This window comes from Roseovarius sp. D22-M7, assembly GCF_037083785.1.
Taxonomy (GTDB): domain Bacteria; phylum Pseudomonadota; class Alphaproteobacteria; order Rhodobacterales; family Rhodobacteraceae; genus Roseovarius.
Genome location: NZ_JBAPKY010000018.1, coordinates 15,011 through 31,195 on the forward strand (window position 1 = coordinate 15,011; position 16,185 = coordinate 31,195).

Genomic DNA, 16,185 nt, shown 5'->3' on the forward strand with positions numbered 1-16,185 from the left:
CCCTTCGACGTGGAAGGGGCAAGTATTGCCGGCCATGGCTGCTGACGACGTATGCGGCGTGAGCTATGCTGCCGTATGGCATTTGCATTCTACGATCTCGAGACCACCGGCACCTCGCCCGCCTTCGATCAGCCCCTGCAATTCGCGGCCATCCTGACGGATGACGCATTCAGGGAGATCGAGCGGGTCGATCTGCGCTGCCGGATTGCCCCCCATATCATCCCGTCGCCGTGGGCGCTGGCCGTGACCGGCGTCCGCCCGGGACAGCTGCTCGACCCGGCCCTGCCGAGACTGTTCGAGTTCACGCAGGATATCGGCGCCCTGATCGACCGCTGGTCGCCGGCTGTCTGGACCGGGTTCAACAGCATTCGTTTCGATGAGGAAATGCTCCGCCAGGCCTTTTATCAGAACCTGCAGCCCGATGTTTTCGCCACCCAATTCAACGGGAATACGCGCTTTGATATGCTGATGGCGCTCTATGCCGTCTGGCACCGCCAACCGGACCTGTTCGAATGGCCCGTCGACGCGTCCGGTCGTGTGCGCTTCAAGCTCGACATGATCGCGCCGCTGAATGGCTTTACCGCTCACAATGCGCATGACGCGCTCGGCGATGTCGAGGCGACCATCCATGTTGCGCGACTGATCGCCCAGCGCGCCCCGGCAGTGTGGACCGAGCTGCTGGGCAATCGCGACAAGAGGCATGTGCAGACCTGCCTTGAGGCATTCCAGCCCTTGGCGCTGGTCGAGCGCTTTGGCGGCGGAGTGCCCCGTGCAACGATCGGCTGTTTTTGTGGCTATTCGGCTGGCAACCCCAATCAGGCCGCCTTCTTCGACCTGGATGCGGCAGATCCCGCCGATTACCTGACCGCCGATGACGCAACAATCTTCGCCGCGGCGGACGCCTCGCCAAAGATCATCCGCAGCCTCGCTGTGAACAAATCACCCGCGCTGCTGTCGGTGCCGGCACCAACCGCCGTGCAGGCTCAGCGCGCGGAGGTCATAGCATCCGCGCCCGACTTCCGCGCGCGCGTGGCACAGGCGCTGGCCGCGCGGTTCCCCGAGGACCCTGCGGCACCGACGCCCCCGGTGGAGAAGCAGATCTTCGGCGGGTTTTACAGCCATGCCGACAAGGCCCTGCTTGCCGAATTTCAGCGAGTGGACTGGCGGCGCCGGCAGGAGATCGTGGCTGCCCTGGAGGATCCCCGCCTGCGCCAGCTTGGCCGCCGCCTGGTGGCGTTTCACGCGCCTGAGCTGCTCTCGCCCGAAGATCGGTCGCGGTTTGAAGCATGGTTGCGCGAGCGCTGGTGCGCACCCGATACGCATGAGGCGGGATGGATGACCATAGACAAGGCCCAGCGCGCGCTGGACGAGGTTCAGGCGTCGCGCGAGCTCGATGATGAGCGCGTGGCCGAATTGGCGAATTTCCTTGACGGGTATGCCTCTCGGTTTTCTACAGCACCCATGGATTGAAGTGGCGGATTCAGGAAGGTGAGCGGGTGAAATCACCTCCCCATTCAAAGTCCGGCTTCACGTCTCTTCATCTGTTTTCTGACCTATGGCTGGTTGCGGTGCGGTAGCCCCTCGAATGGTTCGGGCTTCAACCTCCGGGCGTGATAGAGGCGCTCCTCGCGCGACTGCGTGACAAGCTGCCGGTTTTATCCGACGCGGCTTCCGGTCTACAAATAGGTGGCATTGCAGAACGAGCGTGCGGACTTCTGATAAATAGCAGCGGATGAGGCGATGACGAAGAAAAGCGACGACACGCAGGTGTTCGCGGGCCAGCTGGTGGCGCAGGGCATGCTGATCCAGATCCTGATGGGGCAGATCGTGCTGAGTGCGCCGGATCGCGGGGCGGCCGTGCGGGAAGCGCTGGTTCAGGGCACGGAGGCGATCCGGTCGAACCCGAACATGACGGAGACGGAGACGTTCGGTGCGGTGAAAACGCTCGAAGATGCGCTGGACACGCTGGATCGGATCAACGCCGATACGCACGGCACCTGAGCCATGCCCTTCCGCTTCTGGCGCCGCATCCGCCTGGCCCCCGGGGTGACGCTGAACCTGTCGAAATCGACGGCGTCGCTGTCAGTCGGCCCGCGCGGCGCAAAATACACCATCAGTCCGCACGGCAACCGGGCGACGGCGGGTCTGACGGGGACGGGCCTTTTCTATACCGTCCATGATCGCAAGCGGGCCAGTCGGGGCGGGGCAGCGCCTGCGACGGCGGTGCCGCAACGCGACAGGCTGACCCTCGGGTTCTTTCAGCGGCTGATCACCCCGGCGGAGGAGCGGCGCTTCATCGACGGCATCCGCGCTCTCAATGAGGGCGAGCAGGGTGCTGCATTGGCGGCGCTGGAGGAAGCGCGCGATCTGCCAGACGCCGCATGGATGGCCGGGATGATCCGCCTGCGCCGTGAGGAGTTTGACCGCGCCAAGGCGCATTTCCAGAATGCGCTGAACCGCCTCGACGATCTGGGTGCGCTGTTTGAAAAATACGAGATCGCCGCGCAGGCCAGCCTGCCGATCACCGAGGATATCTTTGCGCATGTTTTCCCGCGCGAGCGTGGCACGCGGCTGGCGCTGGTCGAGATCGCGCAGCTTGAGGGCCACTCTAGCGATGCGCTCGCGCATACAGAGCGACTCATGACGATCGATCCCATCGACCCGGTGGTGCTTCTGTCTTTCGCCGAGCTTGCGCTCGATATGCCCGATGACCGGGTACTGATGGACAGGGTGGTACGCGCCAGCACCCATGTCGAAAACGAAACCCCACTCGACACGGCGATCCTGCTCTACCGCGGCAAGGCGCTGGGCGCGCTTGGTCTTCCAAATGCGGCCATCGATGTGTTCACGCTGGCCAACCGCCGCCGCAAGGATCGCCCAAAGGCACTGCTGCACCAGATCCGCTATGACCGCGCGGTGCTTTATCACGAGACCGGCCAGCGCGCCCGCGCGCGGCGACAGTTCGAGCGCATCTATGCCGCCGATCCGGGCTTTGAGGACGTAGCTGAAAGGCTCGGGGTGAGGGCATGAGCGCTGCTGAAACCTGTATTGAGATGCCTCACAGGACCGTGCGAAGGAAGGTCCTCAGCGAATATCGAACCAGCGCATGGCGATCTGCAGGAGATGGTCATAATCGCCTACCGTGGCCTCAGCCAAGAAGGCGGCGATCTCATTCTCAGGCAGGCCGACTTCCTGCGCCGCCTTGCGGCAGCGGCCGAGAACGGAAAAGGCATTGCCGTCATGGCCAGAAAGTTCGACGGTGATGTCTGGGTGTTTGGGGTTCATGGCGGGCGTTCCTTGCGTCAGTCAGGACGACAACAGGCGCGATGGGCGCGCATAGTCCAGTTGAATATCAGTGGGTTTGCTGCGGGTGATGACAGGCCCGCGCCTTCGGTGGCGAAACCACAGCGGTCGCGGTCGATGCATTGCAGCGTTATTCAGCGCCGCGGCTGATCATACTCGGGTCGATTTCCGGCTCGTCCCATTTCGACGAGACACCCATCCAGCGCTCGATCTGCGCCTGAAGCTTGGGATCGTCAGCGCAGAGATGGAATGTGTACAGGCGGTTGACGATGTCGCGCATCAGGTCGCGCATTTCGTCCTCATCGATATGCGAAACGTCCGTCCAGGGAATTCGCCGGCCATCGGCATCCACGACAAACACGTCCGAATAATCGCCGGTTCTTGTCATCGGTGTCTTGCCGGCATGGATGGTCTCAAGATGCGTGTTGCGCACGCAGAGCATGGCCATGATCCTGGCCAGCTTCGCCGCGATGCGCTTTTCGTCGTCCCTTTTCATCGCCCGACAATAGCCGCAACCGGGCGCCCGCGCCACAATTCCGAACGGCGGTTCCAGCTCATCGGCCTGTGCAGGCCCGCGCCTGGTCGCGCAGCACCGCATAATCCGCAAGCCACTCCACGATCACCGCATCCTCCAGCAGCGCCGCCAGCTCTTCCGCCACGCGCACCTGCTCGGCCCGGCTGTACGCCACCACCGGCGGGCAGGCGCTGGGCGGGGTGTCAGAAGCGACCCCCGCGCAACCGCTCAAGAACAGTATCGCGATCACGAGGGCGGTTGGCGGCAGCAAGTAGCATCTGTCGTCGCACGGCATCATTGCGCTCCAGCATGTCCAACCGCTCGGCGGCGCGGCCCGCGCGCTCGCCGCTGCGTCGGAGGTTGAGAAGAAAAAGGACGATGGTGAGCGCGGCGAGCGCGAGAGCCGCCAGCCGCCGCGCCCATGGCCGGGCCAGAATCCCGGCAAGCAGTTTGCCCCACATCAGCGCCGCCCCTTGCGCCAGTCATCCACCCGCGCCCAGACGGCGATACCGATCCCGCCGAGCGCCAGTACGATGAACACCCATCGCAGGGTGTCGAGATACGGCACCAGCGGCAGGACCGCGCCCTGCGTCTCGGCCAGCACCTCCTGCGTGACCTCGACCCCGGCAGCCCCCGCGGTAGCCACGCCGGCCGTCCCGGTGCCCTTGAGCGTCCGGCTCTCGGCCAGCACTTCGCGTGCGGGCGGTGTCTCGGGCGCAAACGGCGTCGCGCGCGGCGGGAACGGCACGCCCCACTGCCGTGCCGGCCCAAGATCGACATGCATGAAGTTCGAGCGGGGGTACGTCCCGAAGCCCAGAAACCCCACCTCGCGCGCGGCTCGTTCGAAAGACTCCGGATCATGGTTGGCCATGGAGATATCGAAGGCTGTGCCCTCCATGTGTTTCGAGTGCGTCGCCCCATCCACGGCGCGGTTGTGCTCGGGGCTGCGATAGGCCGAGTTGATGATCAGCGGCTTGCCCAGCCGATCGCGCAGCGCCTGCAAGGTGTCGAGCGCTTCGGGGTGCAGCTTGAGCTGGCCGGTGCCGCGGCAGGCGATCTCGGCGGGCGAGAAGTCGGGCCAGCGCCAGAGATGCTCGGGCACCTCGCGGAAATGGCGGAAACTGCGAATTGGGTCGGACATGAGAGGCTCCTTCGGAGTGTGATAAAACGGGATCAACCCCGCGGCCCGGACGGGCAGCAGGGCGTGGTGGGCGGATTTCGGAAATGCGCGTCGTGAGACCGGAAAGAGCGCGTCGCGAAGCGCCAGGCGTCCGGGTGTGCCGTGCGCGCGCTACGCTGGACGCGCCTGACGCGCGGTGCTCAGTCTTCGCGCCCGCGCTGGAAGGCGGCGAACATCAGGTTGCGCATGTCGTGGATGTCGCGCTCGATGCGCTCGAGCCGGTCGTGATCGACGCGCCGGTCCTCGTCGCGGCGCTTCTCGATGCGCAGGCGCTCGGCGTCGAGCTCCTGTTCGAGCTTGTGCAGCAGCGCCTCGTTGGTAAATGCCTTGCGCGTGACCGCGACGGCCAACCCGCCGATGAAGGTGAACCAGACGCCGATCGCGGCCGCCACGCCATGATCCCGGAACGCCTGGATGATCTGATCGGTGAAGCTCTGGCGCTCGGACATGGTGCCTCCCTGTGCTGATGCTTATGATGGGTCCTGCGGGTTTTGGTGGAGGCCACCGACACCAGGCCGGCCGGATCAGACCGCCGTCATCCCATGCCGGCGCGGTTGCGCGCGACCGCGTGGATGTGGTCGCGCGTCGCGCTGTCCAGCGCCCCGGGAAAGAGCATCACCTGATTGGCGGTGCCGGATAGCGCGAGCGCATTGATCCCGGCCGAGAGCGGGATCACGTCCTCGGTGAACGTGTCGTCCGGCCGGTAAATCATCAGCGTCCAGATGCCGGCCTGCGCCTGCGGAATGTTGACGCTGAACCCAGCTCCCTCACCGAAGTCCAGAAAAGGCATGACCGTGCCGGCGCGGTAGACCGGCCGATCCTTGAAGCCGAACATGTCGCCCGAGAGGTCCGAGATGTCCCGAACAAGCGCATGGCCCGACGCCTTCCGGACGGCCGACGTCGTGTCTGTTGCCAGACCTGCGACCACGAACGCCGCGGACTTTCGAATGGCGGATTTGTCCTCAGTTTCCAGACCCTCGACGACATGGGCCGTGGCTTTTCGAACGGCGGATCTGCTGTCGGTTTCCTGACCCGCCACCACGAACGCCGTTGATTTCCGGATGCCGGCATCGTTGGTCACGCGAGCGCCTCGAGCCCGAACTGCGTCGCGTCAATCTCCAACGCCGTCCAGGCGGCCCCGGTTGCCGGGTTCACATCCCAGAAGAACCGGACAGCGCCGAGCGCGTCAGCGATATCGACAGGGGCTCCCAGAAGCGCTGCACCGGCCCGGCCGTCGAAACGCTGCACCGGAGAGGCTCCGCTCTTGAACGCGGCCGCGACGAACGACACCCCGAAGATGGTGGTGTCGGCGGGCAACGCGGGCATGTCGGCGAGATTGAACACATGTGCCTGCCCGACCGCGCTTGCGACCATGGCATCCGCGACATCCGAAAACGCGATGCCGGAGATGCTGGCGACCGACCCCGCGAACTCCGCGGGGGTCCCGTCGGAAACCAGAGGCAGCGTGTGCAGCCTGAATCCGAGCGTCGGACCATCCGCGATGATCAGCTCGGCCCATGGCACATTGTAGAAATCGTTGGTCCGGTCCGAACAGCCCTCAACGCGCAGCGATGCGACGAGCTCCGACGTCCCCGGCTTGAGAACGCCCTCGTGCACGACTTGCAGGATCCCGTCGATATAGGCCAGAAAGACCCCGTCCGGATCGCCGATCTTCACATACATGTCGAGTTGCGCCGCCCCGAACACCGGCACCGCGATCTCGAGGCCGGCATGCGTGCGCAACCACAATGTGTCCTCGGCCTGCGAGCCGGAGCTCGGATTCCAGAGACCGCAGATCACGTTTCCATCGGCATCCTCGAGCCCGAGGATCCAGGACGGCCCGTCATGCGCGCCGCTGCTGGCCCGCGGCAGAATGCGGCTGTGCAGCCAGACGCCATTGGTCGGCGTGAAGCCGAGACGCGCGCGCGCCGGGTAGAGTACCGCGTTGCCCACGCGCGAATTGGGGCCGCTTTCCGTCAGGTCGGTGTATCTGATGAGCGCCGAGAGCGCAGGCAGCTCGGTGAAGCCGTCGAACTCGCTGGTTGCGGCAAGAATGGTCATTCCAGGGTCTCCCTTTGGTTTTCGGCCACCCCGACAAGGTCGCCATCAGTGACATTGCCGGAGGGCTGCCCGCGCCATTGCGCCAGGGAGCCGGCATCATTGGCGTCGATCCATGCCCCCGCGAACTGCTGGACGTTCACATCAGGCGCGTCGCCGGACAGGAACAGGGCGGTGAAGAGCAGCGGCATCAGATCACCGCGCCGCGCAGGGTGACGGCCAGGCCTGCAACAGATGCCTCGGCCGGGGCGGCAAACGAGGATGCGACGAACCGCACGACCGATCCGGCGTCGATCGTCACCGGATCCGGCGAGGTGGTCGTGAACGTGACCAGGCCAGTGGTGGAGACATTGATGGTGCCGACGGTGAGCCCGTCGACCGTGACATCCACCGACCAGGCGGCGTCGGGCGGCACGTCGACATGCCCGGCCGCGCCTGCAAGATCCGCCGGCAGACGCACATCGCGCGGTATCACCACCTTTCCGATGACCTCGCCCGGGCCGGGTGTGGCCATGGACACGGCGCCGAAATCGTAGATCTCGCGCGCGGCGGGCTGAACACCACCGCCGGAGAGATAGAGGATCCGCTGATCGCCCGGCTCGACCGTCGTCTCGCCGGGACCACCGGCACGCGTGATGATGGCCACGGCATCCGCCTCGTTGCACACGATGACAAGGCGCTTAACTGCCGGGAAGGCGACCGTGACGCCGGCGCCAGGCGCACCTGTCAGCACGAGGCGCACGAGACCGAGCGCCTGCGCGGACGGCACAGGGATGATGCCGCCGGCGCCGACATCGAGGATCCCTGAGTCCGTCATGGCGAGATCGAGCGCATCGAAGGCGGCGTTGGCGGTGACCTCCTTCTGGTCCTGCGATGCCTGGATATGGGCAATGGCGAGATTGGGCGTGCTCATTCATGTCTCCTGCACTGTGGCCGTCGCCGGAAAGCCGCGCCCGACCGCTGCGCTGATCTGATGGACGCGCAGGGTGAGCGTGCCCGGCACCGCGCCGAAGTCGGCCTCCGCGTCGGCGGTCGGATAGAGCACCTGCGGCGTGGCGCTCTCCAGCACCCGTACGACTTCGCCGTCGGCACCCAGCACATCCACCTCATAGGCCTCCGCCGCCTCGGCGAGCGGCACGGTGCCGGTGCCGTCGCGCCAGTCGCCGCCGATCCGGGTGCGGCGCCGCCAGGACAGGGTGATGCCGGCGGCCGTCCACGCGCCCGCGACATGCGCCGGGGCGTAGGGCTTGAGATCGGTGCCCCGCAGGATCTGCGTGACCGTGTCCGCCTCCTCAAACGCCTCGCCCCGGCCGACGCCGCGATAGCGCAGCGGCTGTCCCACCAGTCCGAGCGGCTCGGTGAAGAGCGCGCCCTCGTCCTCGAGCACCACGATCACCGCCCCGGCCGCATGCGCGAGCCGTCCGTCCGTGCCGCGCCGCCCGCGCAGCAGCGTCGAGAGCCGGTAGTTATCATTGCCGAGCGGCGTGACATCGCGGAACTGGATCAGTTCGCCCCCGCCATCGGCATCGACCACCAGCGCGGCATTGCGACCATTGAGCAGCTGCAGATCGGAGACCGCACTGAGCTGGCCGTCGGGATCGCGCAGGCGCACCTCGAGCGCGTTGGTCGTATCCCATGTCCAGACCGACCGCGGCTGCCCGAGCGCCGCGCGCAGGGTGCCGATCAGCGCCGGATCGCTGATGCGCGCCGGGATGTCCCAGTCCGCCCCGTCGCGCGAGCGAAAGAGCGACAGGCCGGTCCAGGGCCCCGCGACGCGCGGGGCCGCAAAGAGATACTGCCGCGACGCCACACCGCCGGTATCATGACGGTCGCGCAGCAGCGGGACCTGCGGCACGACCCATTTCGAGGGCACATCGCCCAGCACACCCGAGGTTTGGGCCCCGGTGCCGGTTGCGCCGATGGCCTCGGAGACATAGGCCGACCCGATATGCCGCACGCCCTTTGCGCGCAGCTCCCAGTCCGCGCCGATCTCGACCTGCGTGAGCCGGACCGCGACCTCGCTTCCGCCGGGCGCCGACACGCGCAGCAGGTCGGTGGGGTCATGGCGCAGGAATCCCGGCCGCAGGGCGAACTCGACGGCGTCGCGCTCGATCCAGGCCGAGGCCATGTGGCGCTCGGCGATGCGTTTGGCCTCGGTGGCCTCGAGCGCCATGGGCAGTTCCATGTCGCGCTTGTCGCGCGATCCCATGGTGGCGACGGGCTGGGAGACTCGTGTGGCCGATTGCGCGCCCTGATTGTAGTCGCCACTCGTGTCCTGATAGGTCACGGTGATGCGCTCGGGCAGATCGGTCTCCTGCACGCGCTGGAGCTGGACGACTCGGCCGGTGTCGCGGGTGGGCACGAGATCGTCTGATGACAGAAGTGGCGCCTCATCTGAGGACCGCGCGCGCGGGATGAAGCGGATCCGGTCATCGGATTCGACGGCATCGAAGGCAAAGGCCTGCGCCACCGGCTCTATGCCTGACCGCGCCGAGCCCTGCCGGCCGATGGCGTAGCCCTGCAATTGCGGCGCGCCGATCTGCGACACGTCGATATCGGCCGGCCCCAGCCCGACGCGGGCGCAGATATCGGCGACGATCGCGCCGGGCGTCACGCCGTCGCCGGCGGTGCGGTTGAGAAACAGCCGGGTGGCGGCCGATCCGGTCTGCACATAGCCCGTGAGCGTGTCCGAACGCGCATCATACCCCGCGGCCTCACCGCCGCCAAAGATGCTGCCCGCGGCGAAGCCTTCGGTGAACAGGATCTCCGCGCCGGTGCGCAGATCGACCTGGCTGACCTGCGGTTCGCGATGCCACGCCATGCGCCGGCCCTCGGTACGGGATTTGGCGATGGCCATGTTCTCCTTGCGGGTTGTGGAGAAGGCAAAGAGCGACAGCCGCGTCGCCCAGATCACCCCGTCACCGGGACGCCATTTGACCGCATACCGCCCGGTGAGATCCGCGAGCGCATCCGGGAACGCGAGCGCGCTGATCCAAACGAGCGCGTCATCCACGGGGTCGTAGACCGCCCCGGCCGGCTCGTAGGTGAAGCCCGTCGCATCCGGGTGGATGTCGGCCGGGGTCAGAGACCAGTGCCCGGCGTTTTCGACGACCGGGCCGGGCGCGCCCGGACGCACGCGAAGCCGCTCGATGGGAATGGTGCTGGCCGTGCCGGTATTCGACGTGCGCAGGATCCACGCCTCGCCGACGCCGTCGCCCACAAGACCCTGAACGACATTCTCGACATTGGTCGGCCCGGGGCCCATGCGCGGAAGGTTGGCGAGGAACTCCATGGTATCGGCCCGGACGCAGCCATGACCGCCGCCGAACCGGCCCGAGGCGATCAGGACATCGACAGGTCCGGTCAGGCTGAGCGCGCGCATCCAGCCCAGTGTCGTGAGCGCCGCGTACCCGCCAGCGTTGTTGCTCAGGCTGTTGCTGCGGCGCCCGAAGCTGTCCACGACCGCCATCGCGTCGAGATCGATCTTGACGACCGGTTTGGTGTTGCTGATGCCGACCTGAGTGTAGGCATACCCGTCGCCGCCGATGAAGCAATGATCGAACCTGTAATTGTCCCGGTAGAGGTTCAGCGCCTCGGCCAGCGCGTCGGAAATCATATCCTCGGGCCGCCCCTGCGCCAGTTCCTCCAGCGTGCGCAGATCGAAGAGCCGCAGACCGTCCGGTGAAAGCATGAGCTGGCGCTGGCGCTGCCAGTCTGTGCTGCCGTAATCGGTCAGCACGCTGTCGAGCGCCCCACCCGGCAGGTTGGTGCTCTTGAGCGCCGGATAGGCCTCTTGAGCGTTGAACGTCACCTCGGCGGTGATGTTGGGGATGCGGTTGCCGAAATTCTCCAGCGGCAGATCTTCGAACACCAGGTAAGCCAGCCCGCGAAAGGCCGGCGTCCGGCCGTGGCCCTCAGTGGCCTCGATCAGCGGATCGGGCAGCTGGTCCTCGCCTCCCTCGTAAAACCGGAACTCAAGCCCGGGGATCGACACGTCCGGATTGGTGCCGCGCGCGTCATGGATGAGCTTGCCATCGGCCCAGATCCGGATGAGATCGCCGGCCGGGCCCTCGGCGAGGCCGAGCGCGAAGGAGGCGTAATAGCCATAGGTGGTCTGGCGCTGACCGCCGCCGCCCTTGCCGCCCACCTTGCGCGTCTGGCGCTCTTCCCGGATCCCGGGCGCCCAGATCACGTTGCCCGAGACCCGCATCGTGCCGTAGATCAGCGGGATGGGCGCGCCCCAGGCCGACGAGGTCACCGACAGATCGCGCAGCCGCGGGCCCTCGATATCGGGCTGGTCGGGGCCAAACAGCAGCGAGCCGACGGTCGAACCGATCAGCCAGCCGGCCTGCCAGCCGAGCCCGAGCGCCGTGCTGCCGAGCGCGCCCGCGCCGGCGATGGCCAGCACTGCCATCAGATCATCCCCGGCATGCGCCAGGCCGCGCGCCGGCGGTCGGGCCAGGGGGCAACCAGTGGTTCCTCCAGCACGCAGCGCCGCAGCGCATGCGCGTGCAGGAGATGCGGCACGCCGTGGCGCGCGGTGAGAAACCCCGCATGGCACGGATATGTGGTCTCGGCAAAGACCAGGATATCGCCGGGGCGCGCCTCCGGGAGCGGAACGGGCGCGAGATCGACGGCGAATTCCTCGACAAGGCGGTGGCTGGTCGCGCGCCGGTCATAGCCCTGCACATCGTGATGCGGCACGCGCAAGCCATCGGCGACGACGATCAGCAGCCCGATGCAGTCCACGCCGGCCGGCCCGCGCCCCTGATGGCGCCAGCGCGCCCCGATCCAGCGGCGCGCCTCCGCGATCACGTTGTCGGCACGCAGTGGCTCACTGTGCATTGGCTCTTCGTGCAGTGGCTTACCGCGCATTGGGCGTCTCCGTCAGCTTGTCAGTCCCCGGCACGAAGGGATCGCCCCGGAAATTGAGCACATTGTCGAACCGGTCGATACAGGTCGTCAGCCGCTTGTCGCAGCCGGGCCAGATCTCGAACGCGTCGCCTGTGCCGACCGGAAAGGGGGGCGGAAAGGACAGGACCAGATCCCCGGTTGCGAGGCTCGACCCGCGGACCTCGATGGCCCGGCCCCTGTTCGGCCCGGAGGTGAACCGGATCACGCCGCCGGCGAACCAGTCATCGGGCGTTTCGGTGATATCGATCATCGCAGTGAACGAGAGCGCATCGAGCGGCGCGGTCACCGTACCCGGCCGCGTCCAAGCCGGGTCACGGATGTCCACCCCGCAGCGCGCATCGCCGAGATCGGCGCGGCAGTCTGGCGTGTAGGGCTCGATCAGCCGCTGTGCGAGCACCTGCGAGAGGCCGCGCAGCTCGGTGCGCCACTCGCCCTCGCTCGACAGCATCACCTCGCCCAGCCAGCCGCGGCGCAGGCGCAGCGTGCCCTGCGACGGGTCCTGCCAGTTGACCACAAAGATCCGCACTTCGGCGCCGTCATAGAGCCCGGCGCGCAACGCGTCCGCCTCGAGCCCGGCATCGTCGAGCACGCCCTCGAGATCGACATTGCCGACCGCGAGCCCCGCCTCCGAGGCCACTGCGGTGCGCGAATAGCCCGCGCGGGCGCGGTAGATCTCGCCATCGACCACCAGATCGACATCGTGATCGGTCGCGCGAAACACCACGCCGTCGCGGCGCGCCAGCCGCCAGCACGTGGCCAGCGTGAGCACATCGCCCTCGAGATGCGCGGCCAGCTCTGGGGATACCGTCTTCATGACACAGCCTTCATTCGCGGATCTCCACCACGGTGATGCGCCCCCATTGCTGCATCTCGAAGGTCTCCACGGTGAGATCGGCGGCATCGGTGTCGAACCGCACCGGCACGTCGAACTCGTAATCCGCGGTGATCGCGACGCCCTCGTCAGGAGCGTTCGAAAAGGTGACAACGCCCATCGCGTGATCGACGGACACACCGGACGAGACAATGTCACCGTCGCGATAGATCACGACCGTGCCTTCGACCGGGCGCGTGATGCGCCGCGCATGCACCGCGCCGCCGCTGTCGTAGCGCCGCACCAGCTGGAAGGCGGTCTGTTGGCCGTCGCCGGTCCCGAGCAGCTGCCCGGCCGCCCGGAAATCCGTCCAGTCCTTGAACCGGAAGCCGTGCGCGCGGCCGCGCCGGGCATAGAAGAAGGCGAGCACGGCCTCGATATCGCCGCGCGATCGGATGCCGGTCGAGACGTTCCATTCGCCGCGGGAGCGCTGCCATTGCGCAATGCGCTGCTCGCGCCCGCTCTGCGTGGCGGTGATCGCGGTCATAAACCGAGGCCCGCCCGAGGCCCCGTAGGCGATCGCGGGCGGGAACCGCACATCGTGAAAGTCGCTCATCTTTTCTCCTACCTGTTGCGCCGCGCGCGCTCGATGGCGCGGCTCATCTCGGCGGCGATCTGGCCCTGCGAACGCCGGAAGCTGTCGGCATCCGGCGTGGTGATGCTCATGTTGACGGTGACACCACCGCCGCGGCCGCCGCGCTGCGCCTCGGATACCTCGCGGCGCGACAGCACCCGCTCGCCGCGTTGCAGGATCGCAGGCACCTCGTCTGGGCGCAGACCGGCCATGCCGGAACCCGCGCTCTGCCCGGCGAAGCCGCCGGCATGCATGCGGGGCGCACCGGCGAAGGCGAGCGTCGGCACCTGGCGCTGCGGCAGTGCCGAGACACCTATCACGCCGCCGGAATGCGCCACCGCCGCGGTGAGGCTGCCGCCAAGACCGCCGCCGATCCCGCCGAGCGCCCCGCCCAGCCAGTTGGCGAGCGGGCCGAGCACCGCCGAGCGCAGCGCGATGCGGGTGATGTCCTCGAGGATCGAATTGGCCAGATCCCGGAAATCCACCTTGCCCTTCGTGACCAGCGCCAGAAGTGCATCCTCGGCCCCGCGAAAGGCCCCGGCCAGCGCGTCGCCGATCTGGCGGCCGGTCTCCATCGCGCGGGTAGCGTAGTCATCAAGCCCCTTGCGTGCCTGGTCCCATCCCGATGCGGCCCGCTCGCCAGCCGCATCGATGGCGGCGCCGGCGTCGCTTGCCGCGGTTGCCGCGCGCCCGGCTGCGCCGCCGCTACCAGCACCACCTGCTGCGCCATCCTCACCGCCTGCAATGGCGTCAAACGCTGCGCCAATGCCCGAGACGGCATCGGCCGCGCCCTCGGCCTCCTCCGAGGTCCGCGCCAACACCGCGCGGATCGCCTGCACGGACTCCAGCGGCCCCGTTGCCGCCGCGCTCAGCTCATCCGCAACGCCGCGCAGCGCCGTTTGCGTGGCGCGCGCGTCTTCGGCATACGCGCTCAGGCCAAGGTCCGGGATCCGGTAGTCCCGCTCGAACGCCTGCGTGAACGCCTCAGCCGCAGCACCGCCAGCTTTTTCCGCCGCCCCTGCAAAGCGGTTCTCGATTCCGGCAAAGCTCACATCCTCAATGGCCCCGATACGCAGCCCGCCATCACCGACGGCCCAGGATGGCAGGGCGGAAAGGGCGGTATTGATACCCGAGATGAAGCGGTTCACGCGCCCGATCACCGCATTGAGCAACCGTTCCACGCCCCGCACCACCGCATTCGCCGCGGTGATCACCAAATCCCCCAGCACCGCCGGCAGATCTGACCAGATCTCGCGCACCGCCGCGAAGGCGCCTTGAAATGTGTTGATCATCAGCGACGCGCCACGCGATACCGCGTCGAGGCTGGCCTGCACCCCCTCGACAACGCTGGCGCGGATCCCCGCCCACGCCGCGGCCACCGTCGCGCCGAGCGCTTGCGCACCAATGCCCATGCGGTCCCAGACCTCCGCGGCCACGCCGCGCAGCAGATCGAGCGCGCCCGAGAAATTCCCCGCGGCCGCGACCAGCCGGCCAAAGCGCAGGATCAGCTCCTGTGCGCCGATCACCAGCGCGACAAAGGGCAGCCGGATGAGCGCGCCGCGCAACACCGCCAGCGCCGTGGCAAGCCCCCGCACGCTGAAGGCCGCAGCAATCAGCCCCGCAACAAAGCGCCCGGCCACGAGCCCCGCGACCGCGGCCAGCGTCGCGGCAAGCCGGTCGAGATTGTCCAGCACGGATGCGATGGCACGACCCACGGGCCCGCTCCGCGCGGCCAGCGCCGCCATGGCTTCTGCCACGACTTCGAGCGCGGGCGCGGCCGCGACGGCCAGCTGGTTGGCCAGCCCGCGCCAGATCAGCCCCAGCCGTGAGATCGCATCATTGGTCCGCTCGATCTGGGCGGCATCCTGTTCGGAGACCACCACCCCGAAAGCGCGCATGTCCGCGGTCGCTTGGCGCAGCGTCGCGGTGTCGATCCGGCTCATCGCGATGGAGCCTTCCTCGCCGAAAAGCTGACCCGCGACAGCGGCGCGCTGGGCGACCGGCACGAACTCCGCGATCGCCGCGTTGATCGCGCCGACACGCCGGTCCAGCGGCAGGGCTATCAGTGTGGTGGCAGACAGGCCCAGCCGGTCGAGCGCATCGGCCGCCGGCCCGGTCCCGGCCGCCGCCTGGCTGAGCCGGCGCGTCAGATCCTTCGTCGCCTGCTCGATGCCCGACATCGAAATACCCGCCAGTTCGCCCGCGCGCTCCAGCGTCTGGATGCTTTCGACGGTGGTGCCCAGCGATTGCGCCAGCTTGGCTTGCGCATCGACGGCCTGCAGCCCGGAGCGGATCATGGCCGTGGCGGCGGTGGCCGCGGCGGCCGCCCCCGCCGCGGCCGCAATCCGCAGCCGGCGAAAGAACCGGTCAGCGCGCGCATTGGCCGCCTCCATTTCCGAGCTCAGGCGCTGGAAGGCGGTGGCCCCGTCTTCGCCGATGCCTTTCAGTTCGGCCCGGACCTGCCGGCCGCCCTCGGCGGCCAGCCGCACCGTGACCTGTTTGACAGCACTGGTCATTGGGCCTCCGATCCCTGTTGCTTTGCGTTCGGGGTGTGGATGGTCACTGCGGGCGCTGCGCCCGGATCTGCGCGTTGAGCGCGCGCACCATCGTCGCCTCGATCACCGGCAGAAGCTCCACCGCCGCCCTGCGGTCGAGCCCGTTTGCGTCGGCCATCGCCAGCACTGCGCCCATGTCCCAGCCGACGACCGCGCCGCCCGAGACGCGCAACTGGCCGGTGGCCTCGCGCGCGACATCCCAGGCCAGCATGCCCT

The 16,185-nt window shown here is 67.7% G+C and carries 19 protein-coding genes; 3 read left to right on the plus strand and 16 right to left on the minus strand.

Going from position 1 to position 16,185, the window contains the following annotated elements; genetic code table 11:
• The first annotated feature begins 51 nt into the window (after positions 1–51).
• The 3 genes from V8324_RS09920 to V8324_RS09930 all read left to right on the plus strand — a co-directional run bounded on the left by V8324_RS09920 (position 52) and on the right by V8324_RS09930 (position 3,030).
• Positions 52–1,470, plus strand: a complete 1,419-nt coding sequence (locus V8324_RS09920; protein WP_336419775.1) for an exonuclease domain-containing protein — start codon at positions 52–54, stop codon at positions 1,468–1,470.
• Positions 1,471–1,740: 270 nt separating this feature from the next.
• Positions 1,741–2,001: a hypothetical protein gene (locus V8324_RS09925; RefSeq protein ID WP_336419776.1), complete on the plus strand. Its 261-nt coding sequence runs from the start codon at positions 1,741–1,743 to the stop codon at positions 1,999–2,001.
• A gap of 3 nt (positions 2,002–2,004) precedes the next feature.
• The gene (locus V8324_RS09930) at positions 2,005–3,030 is read left to right on the plus strand and encodes a DUF4236 domain-containing protein (protein WP_336419777.1); all 1,026 of its coding nucleotides are present in this window, start codon (positions 2,005–2,007) and stop codon (positions 3,028–3,030) included.
• Positions 3,031–3,084: 54 nt separating this feature from the next.
• On the opposite strand, the gene V8324_RS09935 is transcribed toward V8324_RS09930, so the two are convergent.
• From V8324_RS09935 to V8324_RS10010, 16 genes are all read right to left on the minus strand, one after another.
• A complete protein-coding gene (locus V8324_RS09935) occupies positions 3,085–3,285 on the minus strand; it encodes a hypothetical protein (protein ID WP_336419778.1) in 201 nt (66 codons plus the stop codon).
• A 148-nt stretch (positions 3,286–3,433) separates the two neighbouring features.
• Positions 3,434–3,835 carry a hypothetical protein gene (locus V8324_RS09940; protein ID WP_336419779.1) on the minus strand — a complete coding sequence of 134 codons (402 nt, stop codon included), beginning with the start codon at positions 3,833–3,835 and terminating at the stop codon, positions 3,434–3,436.
• Positions 3,836–3,857: 22 nt separating this feature from the next.
• Positions 3,858–3,992 carry a hypothetical protein gene (locus V8324_RS09945; protein ID WP_336419780.1) on the minus strand — a complete coding sequence of 45 codons (135 nt, stop codon included), beginning with the start codon at positions 3,990–3,992 and terminating at the stop codon, positions 3,858–3,860.
• Between the two features lie 28 nt (positions 3,993–4,020).
• Complete coding sequence (locus V8324_RS09950; RefSeq protein ID WP_336419781.1) at positions 4,021–4,278, minus strand: hypothetical protein; 258 nt, start codon at positions 4,276–4,278, stop codon at positions 4,021–4,023.
• Positions 4,278–4,958: a YcbK family protein gene (locus tag V8324_RS09955; RefSeq protein ID WP_336419782.1), complete on the minus strand. Its 681-nt coding sequence runs from the start codon at positions 4,956–4,958 to the stop codon at positions 4,278–4,280. The genes V8324_RS09950 and V8324_RS09955 overlap by 1 nt, the downstream gene beginning before the upstream one ends.
• Before the next feature lie 179 nt (positions 4,959–5,137).
• Positions 5,138–5,446, minus strand: coding sequence for a hypothetical protein (locus V8324_RS09960; protein WP_336419783.1), 309 nt, complete (start codon positions 5,444–5,446; stop codon positions 5,138–5,140).
• A gap of 86 nt (positions 5,447–5,532) precedes the next feature.
• Positions 5,533–6,078 carry a hypothetical protein gene (locus tag V8324_RS09965; RefSeq protein ID WP_336419784.1) on the minus strand — a complete coding sequence of 182 codons (546 nt, stop codon included), beginning with the start codon at positions 6,076–6,078 and terminating at the stop codon, positions 5,533–5,535.
• Positions 6,075–7,058 carry a hypothetical protein gene (locus tag V8324_RS09970; protein ID WP_336419785.1) on the minus strand — a complete coding sequence of 328 codons (984 nt, stop codon included), beginning with the start codon at positions 7,056–7,058 and terminating at the stop codon, positions 6,075–6,077. The genes V8324_RS09965 and V8324_RS09970 overlap by 4 nt, the downstream gene beginning before the upstream one ends.
• The gene (locus V8324_RS09975) at positions 7,055–7,246 is read right to left on the minus strand and encodes a hypothetical protein (protein WP_336419786.1); all 192 of its coding nucleotides are present in this window, start codon (positions 7,244–7,246) and stop codon (positions 7,055–7,057) included. Before V8324_RS09975 ends, V8324_RS09970 begins: the two co-directional genes overlap by 4 nt.
• A complete protein-coding gene (locus V8324_RS09980; RefSeq protein ID WP_336419787.1) occupies positions 7,246–7,968 on the minus strand; it encodes a hypothetical protein in 723 nt (240 codons plus the stop codon). The genes V8324_RS09975 and V8324_RS09980 overlap by 1 nt, the downstream gene beginning before the upstream one ends.
• Positions 7,969–11,469: a phage tail protein gene (locus V8324_RS09985; RefSeq protein WP_336419788.1), complete on the minus strand. Its 3,501-nt coding sequence runs from the start codon at positions 11,467–11,469 to the stop codon at positions 7,969–7,971.
• The gene (locus V8324_RS09990; protein WP_336419789.1) at positions 11,469–11,900 is read right to left on the minus strand and encodes a C40 family peptidase; all 432 of its coding nucleotides are present in this window, start codon (positions 11,898–11,900) and stop codon (positions 11,469–11,471) included. Before V8324_RS09990 ends, V8324_RS09985 begins: the two co-directional genes overlap by 1 nt.
• 19 nt (positions 11,901–11,919) lie before the next feature.
• Positions 11,920–12,783, minus strand: a complete 864-nt coding sequence (locus tag V8324_RS09995; protein ID WP_336419790.1) for a DUF2163 domain-containing protein — start codon at positions 12,781–12,783, stop codon at positions 11,920–11,922.
• Positions 12,784–12,793: 10 nt separating this feature from the next.
• On the minus strand, positions 12,794–13,396 hold the full coding sequence (locus tag V8324_RS10000) for a DUF2460 domain-containing protein (protein WP_336419791.1): 603 nt from the start codon (positions 13,394–13,396) through the stop codon (positions 12,794–12,796).
• 8 nt (positions 13,397–13,404) lie between these two features.
• A complete protein-coding gene (locus tag V8324_RS10005; RefSeq protein WP_336419792.1) occupies positions 13,405–15,930 on the minus strand; it encodes a phage tail tape measure C-terminal domain-containing protein in 2,526 nt (841 codons plus the stop codon).
• Positions 15,931–15,973: 43 nt separating this feature from the next.
• Entirely contained in the window at positions 15,974–16,180 is a 207-nt protein-coding gene (locus V8324_RS10010; protein WP_336419793.1) for a DUF7697 family protein, read from the minus strand.
• Between the last annotated feature and the right edge of the window lie 5 nt (positions 16,181–16,185).

What these genes read in the sequence shown, in the direction of transcription:
- V8324_RS09920 (WP_336419775.1), top strand. Translation starts at nt 52, where the DNA reads ATGCGGCGTGAGCTATGCTGCCGTATGGCATTTGCATTCTACGATCTC.
- V8324_RS09925 (WP_336419776.1), top strand. Translation starts at nt 1,741, where the DNA reads ATGACGAAGAAAAGCGACGACACGCAGGTGTTCGCGGGCCAGCTGGTG.
- V8324_RS09930 (WP_336419777.1), top strand. Translation starts at nt 2,005, where the DNA reads ATGCCCTTCCGCTTCTGGCGCCGCATCCGCCTGGCCCCCGGGGTGACG.
- V8324_RS09935 (WP_336419778.1), bottom strand. Translation starts at nt 3,285, where the DNA reads ATGAACCCCAAACACCCAGACATCACCGTCGAACTTTCTGGCCATGAC.
- V8324_RS09950 (WP_336419781.1), bottom strand. Translation starts at nt 4,278, where the DNA reads ATGTGGGGCAAACTGCTTGCCGGGATTCTGGCCCGGCCATGGGCGCGG.
- V8324_RS09955 (WP_336419782.1), bottom strand. Translation starts at nt 4,958, where the DNA reads ATGTCCGACCCAATTCGCAGTTTCCGCCATTTCCGCGAGGTGCCCGAG.
- V8324_RS09960 (WP_336419783.1), bottom strand. Translation starts at nt 5,446, where the DNA reads ATGTCCGAGCGCCAGAGCTTCACCGATCAGATCATCCAGGCGTTCCGG.
- V8324_RS09970 (WP_336419785.1), bottom strand. Translation starts at nt 7,058, where the DNA reads ATGACCATTCTTGCCGCAACCAGCGAGTTCGACGGCTTCACCGAGCTG.
- V8324_RS09975 (WP_336419786.1), bottom strand. Translation starts at nt 7,246, where the DNA reads ATGCCGCTGCTCTTCACCGCCCTGTTCCTGTCCGGCGACGCGCCTGAT.
- V8324_RS09980 (WP_336419787.1), bottom strand. Translation starts at nt 7,968, where the DNA reads ATGAGCACGCCCAATCTCGCCATTGCCCATATCCAGGCATCGCAGGAC.
- V8324_RS09985 (WP_336419788.1), bottom strand. Translation starts at nt 11,469, where the DNA reads ATGGCAGTGCTGGCCATCGCCGGCGCGGGCGCGCTCGGCAGCACGGCG.
- V8324_RS09990 (WP_336419789.1), bottom strand. Translation starts at nt 11,900, where the DNA reads ATGCACAGTGAGCCACTGCGTGCCGACAACGTGATCGCGGAGGCGCGC.
- V8324_RS09995 (WP_336419790.1), bottom strand. Translation starts at nt 12,783, where the DNA reads ATGAAGACGGTATCCCCAGAGCTGGCCGCGCATCTCGAGGGCGATGTG.
- V8324_RS10000 (WP_336419791.1), bottom strand. Translation starts at nt 13,396, where the DNA reads ATGAGCGACTTTCACGATGTGCGGTTCCCGCCCGCGATCGCCTACGGG.
- V8324_RS10005 (WP_336419792.1), bottom strand. Translation starts at nt 15,930, where the DNA reads ATGACCAGTGCTGTCAAACAGGTCACGGTGCGGCTGGCCGCCGAGGGC.
- V8324_RS10010 (WP_336419793.1), bottom strand. Translation starts at nt 16,180, where the DNA reads ATGCTGGCCTGGGATGTCGCGCGCGAGGCCACCGGCCAGTTGCGCGTC.